The organism is Gilvirhabdus luticola, from assembly GCF_040117515.1.
Lineage (GTDB): Bacteria > Bacteroidota > Bacteroidia > Flavobacteriales > Flavobacteriaceae > Gilvirhabdus > Gilvirhabdus luticola.
This window is the reverse complement of sequence record NZ_JBEEEN010000008.1, coordinates 80,768-99,934: the sequence shown is the minus strand read 5'-3', so window position 1 is coordinate 99,934 and position 19,167 is coordinate 80,768. Positions and strand designations below refer to the sequence as shown.

Genomic DNA, 19,167 nt, shown 5'->3' with positions numbered 1-19,167 from the left:
ATTAATCAAAATGAAGTCTATACATCAATTCAACTTTAAAAAGAACACCATCTTTAAAATTTTCATTTAGTTGGGTTCTGTCATCTCCAAAATATAGACCACTTAATGCAAAATCTACTTTGTCTTCAGAATCAAATACTTTATAACTTCTGCTAATAGCATAGCCAATGTTAGTATTTAGATAGAGTGATTTACTCAATTTTAACCTTAAATAGCTCACCAGCTCATTAGAAGTTTTAGAAACGTAAGCACCATTTTCACTATAACTCTGATCACTTAAATTATAGGTAGTGCCAAGACCATCAAACCGCATTCCTAACCAAATATTATTACTCATTCTATAATTGATATCCCCAATAATGGGCAAATTCAAATTAGCTTCAAATTTCTTATTATTACTCACATAATATAAACCGAAAATTGGAACTATAATTAATCCATACATTTCAGTATTGGCATACACACCATATCTGTATTTCAGATCACTTTGTTTTGTATTTGTGAATAATGATAATAATCCAAGTTGAAAGTTACCGCTTGAGAGCTTAATTTTATCTGAAGCAATTTTAGTAAAAGCCATAACGGTGGCAGACCATTTGTCATTAAAGGTCTTATTAACACCAAAATTTATTCCAACAACATTTAAGTTGGTACTAGGCATGTTTGCATTTAGTTTCACGCTAGTTTTATTGGCAAATAGCCCAGTAAGTAAAATTGTTTTTTCATTAATTAAAATGGGAAAGTTAAGTTCTAACGCTAATTCTTCAACAGTAGTTTTCTCATTCGAAACGTCAAAATCGTTTGGTGGTGTATTGGTATATGATAATTTTGCAATATCAAAATAGTTTTGAGAGATTCCTTGCAAAAAAAGGCAACAAAATAAAACACTCAAAACATATTTAACCATACATATATGTAATTGAGTTGTAAGATACAAAGTTTATTTGTAGACTCTTTAAAAAGATAAAAACAATGTGTTATTATATCTATAAGTATGTCAAATATATTATAAATACACTTTTAGTTGAATTATCCATAGATGTACTATAATTTATATTATGTAAAATAGAATATTTTATCTCAACTCTACTTCAATTGGTTTAATAAAAGAAATAGAACTTTAAGTAACATATCAAATCATTTATTTCTTCTTTAATAATTTCAACTTTTATAACGTATAAATAGCAAGGACAAACATGTTTATAATGTAGACATTAATTGTACAAAAAATCGTAGAAAAAAAACCATCCTATATTATTTAAAAAACCCTATTCAATTTTGTTTTATCTTTAACAGAAGCAGATAAAATAATTAGCATCGAATGAGCAAGCCACATAAATTTGGAACATTTCTAGGTGTTTATACGCCTAGTATATTGACCATTCTTGGTCTAATTATGTACTTAAGGTTTGGTTGGGTTGTTGGAAATGTAGGTCTCCTTAAAACAATTACTATTGTTTTAATGGCCAGTTCTATAACGTTTATAACTGGCTTAAGCGCTTCTGCTATAGCCACCAATATTAAGGTTGGCGTTGGTGGTGAATATTATATGATTTCACGAAGTTTAGGTTTAGAAGCTGGTGGCGCTATTGGTATTCCGTTATATTTGTGTAGAACTTTAAGTGTAACTTTCTATTGTTATGGTCTTTCTGAAGCTATTATAGTGCTATGGCCAGAAAGTCAAGGCGTCTTACCTTCTTATGCTTTACAGGGTTTAACTATTGCTTTTATTGTTCTTGTTACTGTACTATCTGGCAAAAGTGCAAAACTCGTTTTAAAATCTCAAATTCCAATTATGATTATTGTTGGACTATCCATTCTAGCTTTAATTATTGGTGTGTTAAGTCATGATATTCATTCTCCTGTTACAAGGGCAACCTATCAAACAGCACCTGAAGGTTTTTGGTACGTGTTTGCTGTATTTTTTCCAGCCGTTACAGGGTTTACTGCTGGAATTGGTATGAGTGGCGATTTGATTGACCCAAAAAAATCAATTCCTAAAGGCACATTAGCTGCAGTAATTTCTGGAGCGGCCATTTATCTTATTATTCCACTAGTTTTATCAATTACCGCAATACTAACTTTAGAGCAAATGGCAGATCCCAATGCTGGCGTAACTATTTGGACGCGTATAGCTGTTTTTGGACCTTGGATTGTTTATCCGGCTGTTTGGGGCGCTGTTCTGTCATCAGCATTTGGAAGTATTTTGGGTGGACCAAGAATTCTTCAAGCGTTATCTATGGATGGTTTAATGCCAAAGTTTTTATCCAAGTTATCTAAATCTGGGCAACCAACTATAGCTACTTGGATTAGTGGAATAATTGCTATTGCAGCCGTATTTCTTGGCGGTTTAAATACAATTGCTCAATATGTATCAGTTTTATTTTTAACCCTTTATGTGGCAGTTAATGTAAGTGCAGCAATCGAACAACTCATTAAGGAACCATCGTATCGACCAAAAATACATGTACCATGGTTTGTATCACTTTTAGGTGCCATAGCCGCTATGGTTGTGATGTGGTTAATTAATCCGCTGGCTTTTATTTTTGCTTTGGGTCTTGAAGCTGTTATTCTCATCTATTTAATTAGCAAAAAACTAGAGCAACAATGGGGCGATGCAGCTACAGGTATTTGGATGCACATGGGAAGATATGCTTTACTTCGGTTGAATTCTAAAAATGTACATAGCAGAAACTGGCGTCCTATAATTATCCTATTTGTAAATGAATTGAAAGGACACATGCCCTTGATAAAATTAATGGAAATGCTAGGGCAAAATAGTGGATTATTAACCATTTCTAAACTCGTTACTTTTGAAGATAAACAGGAATTAAAAAGGCGTAATCGGATTGCTTTTGAAATGCAAAAGGAATTAGAAAAAGAAGGATTACAAGCTTTAACTGAAGTTAACGTAGTTAATGATTTAAAACATGGGATGTTTCAGGTTGCAGCCTCACATGGTATTGCAGGTATAAAAACAAATACCGTGGTATTTGGCTGGTCTAGTACTTTAGAAGGCAAAATTCAAGAGCTTCAAATCGTTAATAATATTGCAGCTTCTGGAAAGAATATATTAATCGCACATATTAACAAACCATTTTCAGAGCGCTCCAATAAACGTATTGATATTTGGTGGCGTGGTGAAGATAGAAATGGTGACTTAATGCTCCTACTCTCCTATTTGATAAGGTTAAATAGAAAATGGAAGAAGGCTGTGATCAATATTTTATCGGTAGCTAATACTAAAGAAGAAAAAAGGACATTAGAGGCTCTAATTCAATTTTCTATTCATGAGGCACGCATTGATGCAGAAATTAATGTTCTAATTAAAGACAGTGAAGATGTTTTAGGTACCCTAATAGATAAAAGTAGGAAGGCCGATATTGTTTTTTGCGGACTCGCAAGAGATGTTGATAATTTTGAGAAGCGCACCCATATAATGGAACGTATTGTAGCAAATCTAAAAGTGGTTGTGTTTACACAGAATAATGGTATGGAAAACGATATCCCTGTAATTTTTAGTTTAACAAAGGACTAGCCTAAATATTTAAAAATATCTCAATTTAATTAACATTGCTGAAGGAATCTGGTAACAATAAATAAAGTATAAGTTATTCTTTAATGATCATAATACTGGCCTTTACACCTGTGGCAAGATTCCATCTATTGGAAGAAATAATATTACCGGCATCATCAACAACTTGAAATTCTGCAGTATTAGGTCCAGAAGTTCCCTGATTTAAAGCCTGAAAATCTATTTTATTGAAACCTTCAACCAAATCAAGTTTAAAACCTTTATAGTCACTTTCTAGCAGTATGTTGGATTGATAGACATCATCATTTACAAAAACTCTTATTCGGTCTCCATCAAAATATTCATGATCTCTATATACTACTTTAATGTATAAAGCTTTGGTTGTAAAATCCCCTAAAAATTGATTGGTTGTACTACCATATTGTTTGGTTTCAATATCATTAGGCATTTTCAGGTTTTTTCGTAGTTGCTTATCGAACAATTCTGCTGGATTTGCAAACTTTTCTTCATCAAACATAGAGAAGTCATTTTTATCAATAACAAGATCATTATTGGCTGGCACTGATAAACCATTAACCTTGTCATCTTTCTTAAGATCGCTTAAACCATCATTATTTAAAGGTTTAATATCTAATGCAGGAGTATTGGCATCTTTATTTTCTTCGGCAGGAATAACGGTAGAATTATTTTGGCTATCCAATTGTGCAGAAGCATCAATGAATACAAAAAAAATTAATATGAAAAAAAGTAGGTACTTCACACTAAAAGCAATTTCTTTTGACAACAATTTAAAGCAAATATATTTATTTATTATGGTTATTAAGTTATTATTATCACAATAAATCAAAAACTATACCCTAATTCACAAACTGTAATAAATTATGTAAGTGATTGTAATATAGTAAATTATATTTATTTTAGTTTCTTCTACTCTAGCACAATTTGTTAAAATATGTTAATTTATTACTATGTTATACAAAGTACTGTAACAAAAATGTTAAATGGTCGTCTATCTAGTATAACAATTAAAATAAAAACAAAATGAGAACTTTAAACAACAATCAAATATCTGGAACTTTAATCACTACAAAAAGTTATAACTGGAATAGTAAGAGACGTTTTAGATAAACAAAAAAAATCATCAATCAATTAAAATCAAACACAATGAGAACTTTAGACAACAATCAATTAACAAGCACATTACCAAATAGTAAGAGTTATGCTTGGAACAGTAAAAGACGTTTCAGATAATTAGAAACATTGAATTAATCAATTAAAATACGAACATCATGAGCACAACGCTAAAAATGACCAGATGCTTAAATGGTGTTATTAAGAACAATACAATAGGCAACAGATCAGAAATTTTTCATAGGAGTAATACCGAGAATGAAATTTGGACAGGAATAAAACGATACCTACATTAATAGCACCTTTTAAAATGACAAGACCAGTAAATTTTACTGGTCTTTTTTTAGGACGCCGTAAGTAATGGTCACTTTACGTTTTCCCCATTCTTTGGCTTTTTGAACATCTTGTCCCATATAAATATCAATTCTTTTTGTCCAACGCTTGTTCATCTTGTCCTTAACCAAAAAGACACCTTCAAAACCTTCAATTTTCACAGGTGTATTGTGTTTCAGACCAAGTGATAATAAATCTCTTGATACGGCAATATATTTTTTCCCTGGAATTAAGCTATCGCCAAAAGCTGTTATAAATGGATTTGAACTTGTCTGGTATGCAATAGAATTATAGGCTGTAGCAGTAACCTCTATAGCATGCCAGTTATAATTATTAGTCGAACAACTCGCCAAAAAAAATAATATCAAGAAAAATTTAGTGACACGAAACATACTATAAGTTTTTACTAAAATACTATTTTTATAGCAGCTCACTTTTCCTCCATACCTTTTTGTATATTCGATGCATTATTAATCCATTAATTCATGAAAAGATTTTATAGTATTTTTTTTTCTATAATGCTAATCATTTCTTGCAAGGAAACTACAGAAAAGATGACCGATTCACAGCTCATAGAAAAAGCAAAGAGCATCCATAAAAATGTAATTGTACTTGATACACACTGCGATATTGATGTAATTAACTTTACTGATTCCGTAAATTATTCTCAAAACTTACAGACCCAAGTTAATTTGCCTAAAATGAAAAAAGGTGGACTTGATGTGGCTTGGTTTATTGTTTTTACAGCTCAGGATTCTTTAACAGATGAAGGTTTTGCTAAAGCTTATGATAATGCATTGTCAAAATTTGAAGCTATACATAAGTTGACAGAGCAATATGCTCCTGATCAGATCGAATTAGCAACAACATCTGATGATGTTAAGCGAATTCATGCATCAGGAAAATTGGTTGCCATGATAGGCATTGAGAACGGCTATCCTGTTGGCTTGGATATTAATAGAGTAAAAGAGTTTTATGAATTAGGTGGTCGTTATATGTCTTTGGCTCATCAAGGTCATAACCAATTGAGCGATAGCAACAATGGTGAAGAGAATAATGTCTGGCTGCATAACGGTTTAAGTGACTTTGGTAAAGAAGTTATTAAAGAAATGAACAAATATGGTATCATGATAGATGTGTCTCATCCATCTAAAGAAGCAATGAGACAAATGCTCGAAATAACCAAAGCGCCAATCATAGCTTCTCATTCTTCGGCAAGAGCTTTGAATGATGTTAGTAGAAACCTAGATGATGAACAACTTGGATGGATGAAACAGAATGGTGGTGTTGTACAAGCGGTAGCATTGGATCAGTTTTTAGATAAAAAGAAAAATGATACCAGAAATGCTAAAATGATGACTGTTAGAATGCAAGTTGCAGATTCTTTAGGATTGCCATGGTACGAAACTTGGGAAAATATGCAAGAAAATTTAATAGAAAACGAGTTAATTGATTACGTTGCCAAAAAGAGAGAAATCATTGCAATTGCAGACAAAAAGGTTGAAGAATTAGACGGTTTTCCTCCAGCTGTGAGCGTATCTGACCTCGTTGATCATATTGATTATATGGTAGAAAAAATTGGAATCGACCATGTAGGTATCAGTAGTGATTTTGACGGCGGCGGCGGTATTAAAGGCTGGAATGATGCTTCAGAAACCTTTAATGTTACTCTAGAATTGGTTAAAAGAGGCTATTCAGAAGAAGACATAAATAAACTCTGGAGCGGTAATTTGCTTCGTGTTTTAGACGAAGTTCAGGCAATTGCTAATACTTTAAAATAAAAAAGAGAGCGAATTTGCTCTCTTTCTTTTTGCATTCCTAAAATACTTAAGAAATTTTAATATTTCTTAATGGTTTTTTCTTTGCCTCTTCTCTTTTAGGAAGTAAGACTTTCATTATACCATCATTGTAAGATGCAGAAATTTTATCAACATCTACAGATTCTGGAATAGCAAATGTACGTTTGAATGAAGAATAACCAAATTCTCTTCTGGTGTAGTTCTCTAATTCTTCGTTGTTTTCCATTTTTTTCTCAACACCAATTGCAAGAACATGATTATCAATGCTAATCTCAAAATCAGTTTTTTTCAATCCTGGCACTGCCATTTCTACTACAAATTCATTTGCAGAATCTATAACATTTACAGCCGGTAAAGTTATACCTGTATTAAAGTTAGACATAAACTCATTACCAAAACTTTTACCAAGAATGTCATCAAACCAAGATGGTAAGCTAGGTAGAGCATTAAAACTTGTATCTAAAGTTTTTTTACTACCATTTCTCAAAGTTGGAATTAAAGTACTCATAATTATATTTTTTAAGTTAAACAATCAATTTTTCAACTTATATATAACAAAAAAAATACCAATTCAAAAAATCTGAAAATATTTCAGGACAACTGACAAAATTACAACACAAACAACTTTAAAACAGACATTTAGACATAATAATATTAAACTTAATTTTTTATGAGACCTTGGCCTTCAATCCATGGAGCACCTGATTTTTCCAGTTCATTTTCAATTTGAGAAATATCGCGTTCTATGATTGTCTTTAGTTTTGATTTAATACCTTTTAATTGATTTTGAGCTCTCTCTACGGCCATTTTATGGTTTGGTGTTGGGCCATAAGAATTTTGAACAGCGTAGGTACCTAAAGTATTTCCGATTTCTGGTGTTGGGTTAAACTTCTCTCCTATTTCAGCCTTCACTTTATCACCGGTTAATTCTTTATCTAAAGCAAGTAAATTCATTCTTGTGTTATGTATTTTTTCAAACAATTCATCTGTTGAATTCAATGATTTTTCTGCGGCACGTTTCATGGCATCAATTAATAACAGTTTATTAGATAAAGTCGTTTTTGTAGAAACTAACTCATCCTGGAACACTTGAAAATCTCTGGTGAATTTTTTTATTTCGTCATACGACGCTCCTTTTAAAGCACCTTGTTTTAAAGGAATGACTTTAAATTGTTGGGTTGAACCCAATTGCGTTGTTTTTCCATCTACACGCTGTGATAGGGTTACACTGTAATCTCCTGGAGTTGCTAAAATAGAATTGTTAGACCAAGGGCTATCAACTTTAGCAGGCTTTATTAGTTTAACTCCATCATGGTGTTCTGGATAACTTAATTCCCAATTCACTCTATTAAATCCTTTAATGTTTGTTCCTCCAACGGTATTTACTACCTTACCATCACTATCTTTTATCGTTAATATAATAACGGGTTCTTCTTGATGAGTTTCCTTTTCCAATTCTTTCCAGCCTGGAAAATTGACATTAGTATTATTCTTTTTATTTAATTTTTCTGTTTCTTTTCTCTGTGATTTTAGAGATTGTATTTTTTCGGGTAAATAATAAGTAAAGTTAGCACCAAACGGAGGATTCTTTGCTGCATATTGATTATCACCTTGTCCATAAATTGCATCTTTTTGAAAATACCAATAAGTTGGCTTGACCTTAAATAAAATAGGGTCTTCTTTATATTTGATTGCTCCATATTCTCTCAATGCAGAGATATCATCCAATACATAAAAACCTCTACCAAAAGATGCAGCAACTAGATCGTCTTCTCTGCGCTGAATCGTAATATCTCTAATAGAAATAGTTGGAATTCCACCTTTAAGCTGTTTCCAGTTTTTGCCACCATTAAAAGTAATATATACACCATATTCTGTTGCTGCAAAAAGAAGATCTTTATTAACATGATCCTGAACTAAACGCCATGTCAAGAGTTTCTTTGGAAGATCTCCATTAATTGATGACCAGGTTCTACCTTTGTCCATACTTTTTATCAAATAAGGATTAAAATCTCCATATTTATGATTGTCTAAAGCAGCATAAACCGTTGAAGCATCAAAAAGATCTGCTCTTATATCATTTACAAAAGCTGTATCAGGAATTCCAGAAATTGAACCGACTTGAATTTTTTGCCATGTTTCACCACCATTTTCAGATACTTGAATAATACCATCATCAGTTCCGGCATAAAGCAATCCTTCTTGTTTAGGTGATTCAGCTAATGATGTAATCGTATTATAATTAGACATAGCATCTATATCCCAAGCATTGTCCCAACTTTGCTGTTTACCCATTATTGGTAATTCTATTCTATTTTGATTTTTAGTTAGATCTTTTGAAATAGGTGTCCATTCATCTCCTCTATTTTCAGATTTCCAAACACGTTGTGATGCAAAATATAATCGAGTTGGCTTGTGTGGACTCACTAAAATTGGCGCATCCCAATTAAAACGTTCATAAGGCTCTCCTTCTCTCGGTTGTGGTTGAATAAATACAGTTTCTCCAGTAGTCTGATCAATTCTAAATAACCAGCCTTCTTGATACTCTCCATAGGTAATATTTGGATTACCAGGTTCTACAGCAGATTGATGACCATCTGCACCTAAAGTAATCCACCAATCAGCATTAGTGATACCTGTTTCACTTATAGTACGTGATGGGCCTCCATGAGAACCATTGTCTTGAGTACCTCCATAAATGTTATAGAAAGGAGCAGAATCATCAACAGCCACTTTATAATATTGTGTTACTGGTAAATTGCTTATAAATCGCCAATTCTTGGTTAAATCAAAAGTTTCATACAAACCACCATCTGTTCCAAACATCAAATAATTTGGATCGGATTCTTTAAAAACTAAAGCATGGTTGTCAACATGCTTTTCATTTTCGTTCATTTGAGTGAATGTTTTACCATGATCCAATGATATTTGAGCAAAATTACTCATGAGATATAAGGTTCCTTCCTGATGTGGTGATGCATATAATTCTTGATAATAGTGAGGTCCTGTACCACCAGATACCGCATCAGATTGTTTACTCCATGATTCACCTTTATTAGTACTCATAAAAACACCACCTTTTTTTCTATCCAATTCAATGGCAGCATAAAGGACATCACTATCAAAAGGTGAAATCGCTAAACCAATCTTTCCTAGGTTAGATTTTGGGATGCCTTCGGATAATTTTTTCCAAGTTTCTCCTCCATCTGTACTTTTATGTATTCCTGAACCTGGGCCTCCACCTATATAAGCAGCAACAGTTCTGTGTCTATCCCAAGTAGCCGCGTACAAGATATCAGGATTATTAAAATCAAGAATTATATCTGTAACACCTGTCCAGACTTCATCTCCCAGAGTTTTTCTCCAAGTGGCACCACCATCAATAGATTTATAAAAACCTCTTTCTCCTCCAGAATTCCAAAGCGGACCTTGTACTGCAACCCAAATAATATCTGAGTCTTCTGGATGCACTATAATTTTTGAAATATGTTCTGAATTCTGTAAACCCAAGTTTTTCCATGTTTTACCATCGTCTTCACTTTTGTAAATCCCATCACCAAATCCAACATGACGGCCTCCAACATTTTCACCAGTCCCTACCCAGATAATATTTGGACTATTTGAATCCACAGTTATACACCCAATAGAATAGCTTGACTGCTTATCAAATATCGGTGTCCAAGTTGTCCCCGAATTTTCTGTTTTCCAAACACCTCCTGAACCTACTGCAACATACCAAATATTTTCATCTTCTGGATGGATTGCAATATCTGCTATTCTTCCTGATGTTAAGGCTGGTCCAAGGCTTCTAAACTTAAAACCATTAAAAATAGTATCGGAATCTTTGGTTTGGGCTTTTAAAGAAAAAATAAGAAGAAAAAATGAGAGGGCAATAATGGAGGGATTAATATGTTTTTTCATTGATTGGCTATAGTTAAGAGTTAAAAATTCTTGATGCTACAAGATAAATTATTTTTAAAATATAGTGCTAGTATTCTAATAATTCTATCAATTCTTTTTCAAATCTGCTTTTGGATAAATATTGATTTTCTAATTGACTAGCAAAAGGGATAGGTGTTTCAAGACTAGCGACTCGTTTAACAGGTGCATCCAGATATTCAAAACAATTTTCCATAATTAAAGAAGATATATCGCTTGCAATTCCACCAAACAAGGAGTCTTCTTGTAGAATAATCACTTTTCCAGTTTTTTTAGCTGAACTAAAAATAGTTTCAGTATCTAATGGTTGAAGCGTTCTTAAATCAATAAGATCTGCATTAATATGGTTATTTGTGTCTAATACTTCAATTGCCCAATGTACAGCTGCTCCAAAAGCTACAATGCTTATATCATTTCCTTCTTTTAAAAGTGATGCTTTACCAAGTGGTAAAGTATAGTAATCTGTTGGCACATTTTGCCTAATATTTCTATATAAAGCTTTATGTTCAAAAAATAAAACTGGGTTAGGATCATTGATAGATGTGGCCAATAAACCTTTAGCATCATAAGGGAATGCTGGATATACCACCTTTAAACCTGGTGTTTTTGTGAACCAAGCTTCATTGGTTTGAGAATGGAAAGGTCCTGCTCCAACGCCTGCACCACAAGGCATTCTAATTACCACATCGGCTTCTTGATTCCATCTGTAATGAGATTTTGCAAGATAGTTGACAATAGGGTTAAATCCTGAAGAAACAAAATCGGCAAATTGCATCTCTACGACACTTTTAATCCCAGCAATAGACAAACCCATAGCAGCTTCTACAATACCAGACTCACAAATAGGCGTATTTCGTACCCGTTCTTTTCCAAATAATTCAACAAAGCCTTCGGTAATTTTAAAAACACCGCCATATTCTGCGATATCTTGTCCCATAATTACCAAATCTGAATGCTGCTCCATAGATTGTCTTAAGCTCTCTGAAACGGCATCAATAAATCTTATTTCTTTAAACCCTCCATTTGCTTTAAATTCTTGATATTTAAATGGTTTGTAAACATCATTTAACTCATTAATTAAATCAGGTAATATCTCATCTTCGGCATAAGCTTTATCTAAATGATCATTTATTTCATGAATAATATCAGCCTTAATTTTCACTTCTTCTCCTTCACTTAAAATATGATGCTCTCTTAAATAAGCTTGAAAATTTATAACAGGATCTTTTTTTGCCCAGAAATCCATTAAATCTTGAGGGACATATTTTGTACCGCTTGCTTCTTCATGACCACGCATTCTAAAAGTTTTAAACTCTAATAAAACTGGTCGCGGATTTTCACGAATGTTTTTAGCTATCTCACTAACTTTGGAATATACTTCTATAATGTTATTGCCATCAATAATATGTGCTTCCATACCATAACCCAAGGCTTTATCAGCAATATGTTCACAATTATATTGTTCGCTTGCTGGTGTAGAAAGCCCATAACCATTGTTCTCTATACAAAACAAAACAGGAAGCTGCCACACAGAAGCTATATTTAATGCCTCATGAAAATCGCCTTCACTAGTTCCTCCTTCGCCTGTAAATACAGCTGTGACTTGATGTTTGTTGTTCAGTTTGGAGGCTAAAGCAATTCCATTGGCAACTCCTAATTGAGGTCCCAAATGAGATATCATCCCAACTATCTTATAATCTTGTGTTCCAAAATGAAAAGAACGATCCCTTCCTTTCGTAAAACCACTTGCTTTTCCTTGCCACTGGCAAAACAACCTGTATAAAGGAATATGTCTTGTTGTAAAAACGCCCAAGTTTCTGTGCATTGGCAAAATATACTCTTCCAAATTTAAAGCCATAGTGACACCGACTGAAATGGACTCTTGCCCAATACCAGAAAACCATTTGCTAATTTTTCCTTGCCGTAAAAGAATTAACATTTTCTCCTCAATCAATCTAGAAAGAAGCATGTTTTTATACAAATCTACTAATACAGAAGTGTTTAGGTTGTATTGAGAATAGTTGAAATTATTTTCAAATGATGTATTGGTACTCATAAAATGAATTTATCAAATATATATAAATTAAGAGCCAAAAAATTAACGATTTCTTAAAATCTCTACATATTTTCTGTAATGTTTTTTATACATTTGTTTTTCAGCGTTAATGAATTATTTCGATAGTTTATAAAACCATTTCTTATGGATTTACATGACCAGCTAAAAAATTTGTTCCCAGATCATGTAATAAGCAACGAAGAAATTAATGAAGATATTGATAACAATATTTGGATGCAGGACGAACCTATTGTGTGCAAATATGAAAAACGCAAAGGAAAACCCATAACTATTTTAGAAGGTTACACAGGTGCTACTGATGACTTTAAAGCTTTGGCAAAAGAGCTTAAAACAAAATTAAGTGTTGGCGGAAGCTATAAGGATGATAAAATCATTATACAAGGTGACTATAGAGATAAAATAATGCAAATTCTTAAGAAAAAAGGTTTTGCTGTTAAACGAGTTGGTAATTAATTATGGAAAAGAAAATTCTTCATATTACTAATGGAAGTAGCCTTACTGATTATTTAAAAGAGCTTGATTTTAAAGGAGAAATTTTGACTTGGGAAGAAATGCTTTGTGAAGGCCCAGTGGTTGTGCGTGTAGATTCTGAAGATTTTTTAAATAGAAGAAAGACATTTTTGAACGCAACCTATAATATAGAAATCGATGAAATTGAATATAGGCAAGAACTCAAAAAGCTTGATTGTGCAGAAAAATATTCTGAAATTATTTTATGGTTTGAATACGATTTATTTTGCCATATAAACCTTTTAGGTGTTGTTAGTCTTTTAAAGCAAAAAAACATACAACTCCCTTTATATTTGGTCTGTAGTGGAAGGATTAAAGGCGAAACAGAATTAAAAGGTTTATCGGAGTTAAAACCAGACCAACTTCTTAAACATTATCGGAATCGTGTGAAACTTACCGATGCAGATTTAGATTTGGCAGTAACCTTATGGAAAACGTATTGTGGTAAAGATCACAACTTATTAAAGCCATACATTTTAAAAAAATCTTCTTTCAAGTATATGAGTAGTTGTCTTAAAGCACATTTGGAACGCTTTCCAAGCTCTAAAAATGGGCTTTGTGGTTTGGAAGAAAATATTCTAAAAATCATTCATGAAAAGGAAATAAAATCAAGACATCATCTATTGGGCTACGCATTAAATTATCAAGGTTATTATGGATTTGGTGATTTGCAATTGGATAGGATTATAGATAAGCTGTCAATTTTCTTTACAGAAACCGAAGATTCTATTAAATTGAATAGAAAAGGTCATGAAGCACTTTTAGGACATCATAATTTTTCTTCTGAAATTAATGACAACATTAAATTTGGAGGCATCAATAAATTAGATTTCCAATTTAATAAAGACCAAAATAAACTTATAAAAACCATTTTGAACCCCAATTAAAATTCTTAAGTTTAAAAATCAAACTAATTTCTGTAAATGACTACTATTAAAATTGGAGGTGTTCCAGAACATTTTAATTTGGCTTGGTATTTAACACTCAAAAATGGTGAATACAAGAAAGAAGGAATTAATCTTCGTTGGCAGGATTATGCTGAAGGAACAGGTGCCATGTGCAAAGCGCTTCGAAATAATGATATTGACCTTGCAGTTATCCTTACGGAAGGTATCATAAAAGACATTGTAGAAGGTAATCCATCTAAAATCGTACAAACATTTGTTCAATCACCACTTATTTGGGGAATACACGTGGCACAAGATTCTAATTACAAGACTATTGAAGATATTCGTGGTCAAAAAGCTGCCATAAGTCGTTTTGGCTCGGGATCGCACCTTATGGCTTACATTAATGCAGAAAATCATCAATGGAACATAGACAAAGACCTTAATTTTGAAATTGTTAATAATCTCGATGGCGCTGTAGAAGTGCTCACATCTGGCAAAGCAGATTACTTTTTATGGGAAAAATTTACCACAAAACCATTGGTTGATGATCACATTTTTAGACGTATAGGAAATTGTCCAACACCTTGGCCATGCTTTGTTATTGCCGTAACCGAAAAGGCCTTAAATAACAACTTTAAAGAATTAAAAAGTATTTTAAATATTATCAATAATACAACCATAGAATTTAAAAATATTCCAAGTATAGACAAAACAATTTCCAACAGATATGGCCAACAATTGGAAGATGTACAGCAGTGGTTAAGCCTTACAGAATGGTCTCAACATAATATTGACGAATTAACTTTTAGCACAATTCAGCAAAAACTTTTAGAAGTAAAGATCATAAAAAGCACCTTAAAATATCACGATATTTTTGTAAATATATGAGATAAATAGAATGATAATATTCTGAATAACAATTAATTAATACTTAAAATGTTAACATGGTGTTAACAAAATTTTGAATTTTACTTTTTAAATAACAATATATTCGTATATTTAAAAAATTGTGAACCAAACCAAATCGCAAATGATATTAACAATTACTATTGTACTTACAGTATTGATAGCAATTAACTTCTTACTACTTATGTTCAGTTGCAACAAGACAACAAAGCGTAAAATTGAAGTTAATGAGCTTACTCTAGTTACTACACAACTTACCAAGCAACCGGCTTCAAGGCAACTTGCTCCAACAGGAAGTTAGTCTTACTAAAGTGTTTATTGCCGAACCAATATCCTCTATTAGCACTTAATGGCGAAGGATGTCCAGATGTTAATATATGATGATTTTTAGAACTTATTAGTTTAGATTTGTTTTTAGCGTAACTTCCCCACAAAAGAAAGACTACATTTTCTTTGTTATCACTTATGGTTTTTATAACAGAGTCTGTAAATGTTTCCCATCCTTTATTTTGATGACTACCAGCATGGTGAGCTCTTACAGTTAAGGTAGCATTAAGTAATAACACTCCTTGATCTGCCCAACGCAGCAAGTTACCACTTTTTGGATATGGTATTCCTAAATCTTTTTCCAGTTCTTTAAAAATATTGATTAGAGATGGTGGATGAGCGATACCATCATTAACTGAAAAACACAAGCCATGAGCCTGGCCAACACCATGGTAAGGATCCTGACCTATGATAACAACTTTCGTATCATCAAAATGACAATGCTCAAAAGCATTAAATATTTCCTTTCCTCGTGGAAAACATCTGTGCGTTTCATATTCGTTTCTAACAAATGTTGTTAATTCTTTAAAATAAGACGTATCAAACTCATCCTGTAATAATGATTTCCAACTTTCGTGTATGTTTACATCCATAACAATAAATTCTTTTGGCATTCTAAAATAATACTATCTTTAGTCTTTTTAAAAATTAAACCATTGAAAAAAATAAAATTTCCAACTGCACAAACCATTTTATTGATTATTGCAGCTTTGGTAGCCATACTTACATGGCTTATTCCTGCAGGAAAATATAATTCTCTTGCATATAATCAGGAGACAAAAACATTTTCTGTTATTAGTCAAGAAGCATCAACAACACTTCCTGCAACTCAACAAACATTGGATGATCTTGAAATTAAAATTCCTTTAGAGAAGTTTACTAGTGGTGATATATGGAAGCCTATCAGTATTCCTAATACTTTCAAAGAATTAGAAGCCAAACCACAAGGACCAATTGAACTAATTTTGTCTCCTATCAAAGGGATTATTGAAGCGGCAGATATTATTTTTCTGGTTCTTTTTATTGGTGGCTTAATAGGCATTATGAATTCAACTGGAGCCTTTGAGGCTGGCATTGCCTGGCTAGCAGAAACATTAAAAGGCAGAGAATATTGGCTGATTATTTCGGTAACATTTTTAATTTCTATTGGTGGTACAACTTTTGGTCTGGCAGAAGAAACCATTGCCTTCTACCCTATTTTGATTCCAATCTTTCTGGCTGCTAAATATGATGCTATGGTGCCATTGGCATGCATCTTTTTAGGTTCTTCGGTTGGTAGCATGTGTTCTACAACAAATCCGTTTAGTGTGATTATAGGTTCTGATGCGGCAGGAATAAACTGGACAACAGGATTGTACTTTAGGCTTTTAATGTATACGCTTTGCACAGCCATTTGTATTATTTATATTTTAAGATATGCTAAGCGGGTAAAAGCTGACCCAACCAAATCTGTGATTTATGAAGAAAGAGACACCATAGAGAATATTTTTGGTAGCATTACACATTCCACCTTAAAACTCAATACACGTATGAGATTCATGCTCTTTGTATTTATCATGACCTTTGTGGTCATGGTGTATGGCGTGTCTCAATTGGAATGGTGGTTTATAGAGATGACAGCTACCTTTTTTGTTGGTGCAATTATTATTGGTATTCTAGCCAGAATGAAAGAGGACGTCTTTGTAGATACCTTTATAAAAGGAGCTAACGATTTACTTGGCGTAGCCATTATTATTGGTATTGCAAGAGGAATTACAGTTATTATGAATGATGGCTTAATAAGTGACACACTACTCTATTATGCAAGTGGTATGACCGATGGTATGAATAAAGGCTTGTTCATTAATGCTATGTTCTACATCTATGCTGGTTTATCATTTTTTATTCCTTCGTCCTCAGGTATGGCCGTTCTCACAATGCCTATTATGTCTCCTTTAGCAGATGGTGTAGGCTTGGGTAGAGAACTTATTGTAAATGCTTATAATTACGGACAAGGTTTGTTTGCATTTATCAATCCAACCTCTTTAATTTTAGCAACTTTAGCCATTGTAAAAGTTGGTTATAATAAATGGCTTAAATTTGTAATGCCTTTGGTAATTATTTTATTGGTGTTTATAATGGCAATGCTAACGATTTCAGTGTATATATAACATCAATTGTATTTTTAATTAGGTTTCAATAATGAAAAGATTCTGGTATTACATATTCGTTTTTCTGTTGCTTATAGGCTGTTCAAGCAATAATAACAACAATGGTGGTAATACTCCAAATCCACCAGATACACCAGATACCACAAAAGACCTTACTATTTATTTTATAAATGATCAGCATGGACAATTAGATAATTTCGCCAAAATTAAATACATTGTAGATGAAGCAAAAGAATCAACCAATGTTATTGTGGCTTGTAGTGGCGATATTTTTTCAGGAAATCCTGTTGTAGATAACTATCCAGAAAAAGGCTTTCCCATGATAGACATTATGAATCAGGTAGGTTTTGATGTATCTGTAATTGGAAATCATGAGTTTGATTATGGCGAGGCTATTTTTACAGACCGCGTAAACCAAGCAAATTTTCAATGGGTCTGTGCCAATGTAGATATGAGCAGCTCGACCATTCCGCAGTCATCACCATACACAACAGTAACAGTTGATGACATTAAAGTTACCTTTTTAGGTTTGGTAGAAACCAACGGAAAAGATGATGATATCATTCCTTCCACACATCCATGGCGTGTGCAAAACCTTACTTTTCAGAGACCTGAAGATGTTATTGCTCAATATTCTGATGTTAAGGAGCAAGAAGGTTCTGATCTGATGGTTGCCTTAACGCATTTAGGATATCAATCCTTTGGAGGTTCTATTTCAGATTCAGATATTGCGAACCAGTTTCCGTATTTCGATTTGATTCTTGGTGGGCATTCGCATCAGATCATTGATGATAACATAAACGGCATTCCAATTTATCAATCAGGTTCTAATCTCAATTATTTAGGTAAGGCGGTCATTAAGATTAAAGACAAAACCATACAATCTATTGACCATAGTCTACTCAATTTAAATAATTATTTTAATGAAGATGATGATTTAAAAGCCATTATTGACGACTACAATAACCTGCCTTATCTCACCGAAATTATTGGCAATTCGCAACGCTATCACAATAGACCACAGGTAGGATGTTTCTATACCGATGCTTTAAGAGGTGCTATGAATGTAGATTTCTCTATTCAAAATAGTGGTGGTATAAGGTCAGACCTTAATGAAGGTAATATCACAGTACGTGAGATCTTTGAGATCTCACCCTTTAATAATGGAACCATGATTTACAGTATGACCGTAGCAGAGATTAAAAACTTTTTAAGGGGTTCTGGTTCTGGATTTTATTATTCTGGTATTCATATAGATCAGGTTGGTAATACGGTTGAGATACGAGATATAAATAATAGCCTGTTAGCTGACAACGTCGTATTGACTTTAGGCACCAACGATTATATACCAGCAGTACACGACAGCTATTTTACTATGGCTGGAGATATACAAACCTTAACAGCTGCCGAAACCCTTATTTATTATCTTGAAAATATAAATAGCACTGTAGATTACCCAAGCTGTTCACGTTATTTTAGGTTTCAGTAAATGTGTTAATACCTTTTGTTAAGAGCTTGCTTAATGTCTTGACAATAATTTTTTAAAAAAACTAACTTCGCTTATCGTCTG

General features: G+C 32.8%; 15 protein-coding genes. 8 read left to right on the top strand and 7 right to left on the bottom strand.

What is annotated here, in order from left to right:
- Nucleotide 1: 1 nt before the first annotated feature.
- Nucleotides 2-907, bottom strand: coding sequence for a DUF6268 family outer membrane beta-barrel protein (locus AAFP94_RS12860; RefSeq protein WP_316663145.1), 906 nt, complete (start codon nucleotides 905-907; stop codon nucleotides 2-4).
- Between the two features lie 414 nt (nucleotides 908-1,321).
- Here AAFP94_RS12860 and AAFP94_RS12855 point away from each other — a divergent pair, with 414 nt between their 5' ends.
- Entirely contained in the window at nucleotides 1,322-3,538 is a 2,217-nt protein-coding gene (locus tag AAFP94_RS12855; RefSeq protein WP_316663144.1) for an APC family permease, read from the top strand.
- Between the two features lie 73 nt (nucleotides 3,539-3,611).
- On the opposite strand, the gene AAFP94_RS12850 is transcribed toward AAFP94_RS12855, so the two are convergent.
- Complete coding sequence (locus AAFP94_RS12850) at nucleotides 3,612-4,295, bottom strand: hypothetical protein (RefSeq protein ID WP_316663143.1); 684 nt, start codon at nucleotides 4,293-4,295, stop codon at nucleotides 3,612-3,614.
- 529 nt (nucleotides 4,296-4,824) lie between these two features.
- Between AAFP94_RS12850 and AAFP94_RS12845 the strand changes: the two genes are divergently transcribed.
- Nucleotides 4,825-4,962 carry a hypothetical protein gene (locus tag AAFP94_RS12845; protein WP_316663142.1) on the top strand — a complete coding sequence of 46 codons (138 nt, stop codon included), beginning with the start codon at nucleotides 4,825-4,827 and terminating at the stop codon, nucleotides 4,960-4,962.
- Nucleotides 4,963-4,995: 33 nt separating this feature from the next.
- On the opposite strand, the gene AAFP94_RS12840 is transcribed toward AAFP94_RS12845, so the two are convergent.
- Entirely contained in the window at nucleotides 4,996-5,391 is a 396-nt protein-coding gene (locus AAFP94_RS12840) for a 3D domain-containing protein (RefSeq protein ID WP_409628748.1), read from the bottom strand.
- 93 nt (nucleotides 5,392-5,484) lie between these two features.
- On the opposite strand from AAFP94_RS12840, the gene AAFP94_RS12835 reads away from it, so the two are divergent.
- Nucleotides 5,485-6,780, top strand: coding sequence for a dipeptidase (locus AAFP94_RS12835; protein WP_316663140.1), 1,296 nt, complete (start codon nucleotides 5,485-5,487; stop codon nucleotides 6,778-6,780).
- Between the two features lie 46 nt (nucleotides 6,781-6,826).
- Here the strand turns inward: AAFP94_RS12835 and AAFP94_RS12830 are convergent, their stop codons facing one another.
- The 3 genes from AAFP94_RS12830 to AAFP94_RS12820 form a co-directional block, all read right to left on the bottom strand.
- Entirely contained in the window at nucleotides 6,827-7,306 is a 480-nt protein-coding gene (locus tag AAFP94_RS12830; protein ID WP_316663139.1) for an Hsp20/alpha crystallin family protein, read from the bottom strand.
- A gap of 152 nt (nucleotides 7,307-7,458) precedes the next feature.
- Entirely contained in the window at nucleotides 7,459-10,719 is a 3,261-nt protein-coding gene (locus AAFP94_RS12825) for a VPS10 domain-containing protein (protein ID WP_316663138.1), read from the bottom strand.
- A 67-nt stretch (nucleotides 10,720-10,786) separates the two neighbouring features.
- On the bottom strand, nucleotides 10,787-12,706 hold the full coding sequence (locus tag AAFP94_RS12820) for an alpha-ketoacid dehydrogenase subunit alpha/beta (protein ID WP_409628801.1): 1,920 nt from the start codon (nucleotides 12,704-12,706) through the stop codon (nucleotides 10,787-10,789).
- A 231-nt stretch (nucleotides 12,707-12,937) separates the two neighbouring features.
- Between AAFP94_RS12820 and AAFP94_RS12815 the strand changes: the two genes are divergently transcribed.
- Genes AAFP94_RS12815 through AAFP94_RS12805 form a run of 3 tightly spaced genes read left to right on the top strand, consistent with a single transcriptional unit; the run spans nucleotide 12,938 to nucleotide 15,102 of the window.
- Nucleotides 12,938-13,267: a translation initiation factor gene (locus AAFP94_RS12815; RefSeq protein WP_316663136.1), complete on the top strand. Its 330-nt coding sequence runs from the start codon at nucleotides 12,938-12,940 to the stop codon at nucleotides 13,265-13,267.
- A 2-nt stretch (nucleotides 13,268-13,269) separates the two neighbouring features.
- Nucleotides 13,270-14,211 carry a DUF1835 domain-containing protein gene (locus tag AAFP94_RS12810; protein WP_316663135.1) on the top strand — a complete coding sequence of 314 codons (942 nt, stop codon included), beginning with the start codon at nucleotides 13,270-13,272 and terminating at the stop codon, nucleotides 14,209-14,211.
- A 36-nt stretch (nucleotides 14,212-14,247) separates the two neighbouring features.
- The gene (locus tag AAFP94_RS12805) at nucleotides 14,248-15,102 is read left to right on the top strand and encodes a substrate-binding domain-containing protein (RefSeq protein ID WP_316663134.1); all 855 of its coding nucleotides are present in this window, start codon (nucleotides 14,248-14,250) and stop codon (nucleotides 15,100-15,102) included.
- A 272-nt stretch (nucleotides 15,103-15,374) separates the two neighbouring features.
- Here AAFP94_RS12805 and AAFP94_RS12800 read toward each other — a convergent pair whose 3' ends face one another.
- Complete coding sequence (locus AAFP94_RS12800) at nucleotides 15,375-16,040, bottom strand: uracil-DNA glycosylase (RefSeq protein WP_316663226.1); 666 nt, start codon at nucleotides 16,038-16,040, stop codon at nucleotides 15,375-15,377.
- A gap of 63 nt (nucleotides 16,041-16,103) precedes the next feature.
- On the opposite strand from AAFP94_RS12800, the gene AAFP94_RS12795 reads away from it, so the two are divergent.
- On the top strand, nucleotides 16,104-17,597 hold the full coding sequence (locus AAFP94_RS12795) for a YfcC family protein (protein ID WP_316663133.1): 1,494 nt from the start codon (nucleotides 16,104-16,106) through the stop codon (nucleotides 17,595-17,597).
- Nucleotides 17,598-17,628: 31 nt separating this feature from the next.
- Nucleotides 17,629-19,086, top strand: coding sequence for a bifunctional metallophosphatase/5'-nucleotidase (locus AAFP94_RS12790; protein ID WP_316663132.1), 1,458 nt, complete (start codon nucleotides 17,629-17,631; stop codon nucleotides 19,084-19,086).
- Nucleotides 19,087-19,167 lie beyond the last annotated feature (81 nt).

Excerpts from the sequence above, each read along its gene's own strand:
- AAFP94_RS12790 (WP_316663132.1), top strand. The coding sequence starts at position 17,629 with ATGAAAAGATTCTGGTATTACATATTCGTTTTTCTGTTGCTTATAGGC.
- AAFP94_RS12810 (WP_316663135.1), top strand. The coding sequence starts at position 13,270 with ATGGAAAAGAAAATTCTTCATATTACTAATGGAAGTAGCCTTACTGAT.
- AAFP94_RS12820 (WP_409628801.1), bottom strand. The coding sequence starts at position 12,706 with ATGCTTCTTTCTAGATTGATTGAGGAGAAAATGTTAATTCTTTTACGG.
- AAFP94_RS12815 (WP_316663136.1), top strand. The coding sequence starts at position 12,938 with ATGGATTTACATGACCAGCTAAAAAATTTGTTCCCAGATCATGTAATA.
- AAFP94_RS12825 (WP_316663138.1), bottom strand. The coding sequence starts at position 10,719 with ATGAAAAAACATATTAATCCCTCCATTATTGCCCTCTCATTTTTTCTT.
- AAFP94_RS12845 (WP_316663142.1), top strand. The coding sequence starts at position 4,825 with ATGAGCACAACGCTAAAAATGACCAGATGCTTAAATGGTGTTATTAAG.
- AAFP94_RS12840 (WP_409628748.1), bottom strand. The coding sequence starts at position 5,391 with ATGTTTCGTGTCACTAAATTTTTCTTGATATTATTTTTTTTGGCGAGT.
- AAFP94_RS12855 (WP_316663144.1), top strand. The coding sequence starts at position 1,322 with ATGAGCAAGCCACATAAATTTGGAACATTTCTAGGTGTTTATACGCCT.
- AAFP94_RS12835 (WP_316663140.1), top strand. The coding sequence starts at position 5,485 with ATGAAAAGATTTTATAGTATTTTTTTTTCTATAATGCTAATCATTTCT.
- AAFP94_RS12800 (WP_316663226.1), bottom strand. The coding sequence starts at position 16,040 with ATGGATGTAAACATACACGAAAGTTGGAAATCATTATTACAGGATGAG.
- AAFP94_RS12860 (WP_316663145.1), bottom strand. The coding sequence starts at position 907 with ATGGTTAAATATGTTTTGAGTGTTTTATTTTGTTGCCTTTTTTTGCAA.
- AAFP94_RS12805 (WP_316663134.1), top strand. The coding sequence starts at position 14,248 with ATGACTACTATTAAAATTGGAGGTGTTCCAGAACATTTTAATTTGGCT.
- AAFP94_RS12830 (WP_316663139.1), bottom strand. The coding sequence starts at position 7,306 with ATGAGTACTTTAATTCCAACTTTGAGAAATGGTAGTAAAAAAACTTTA.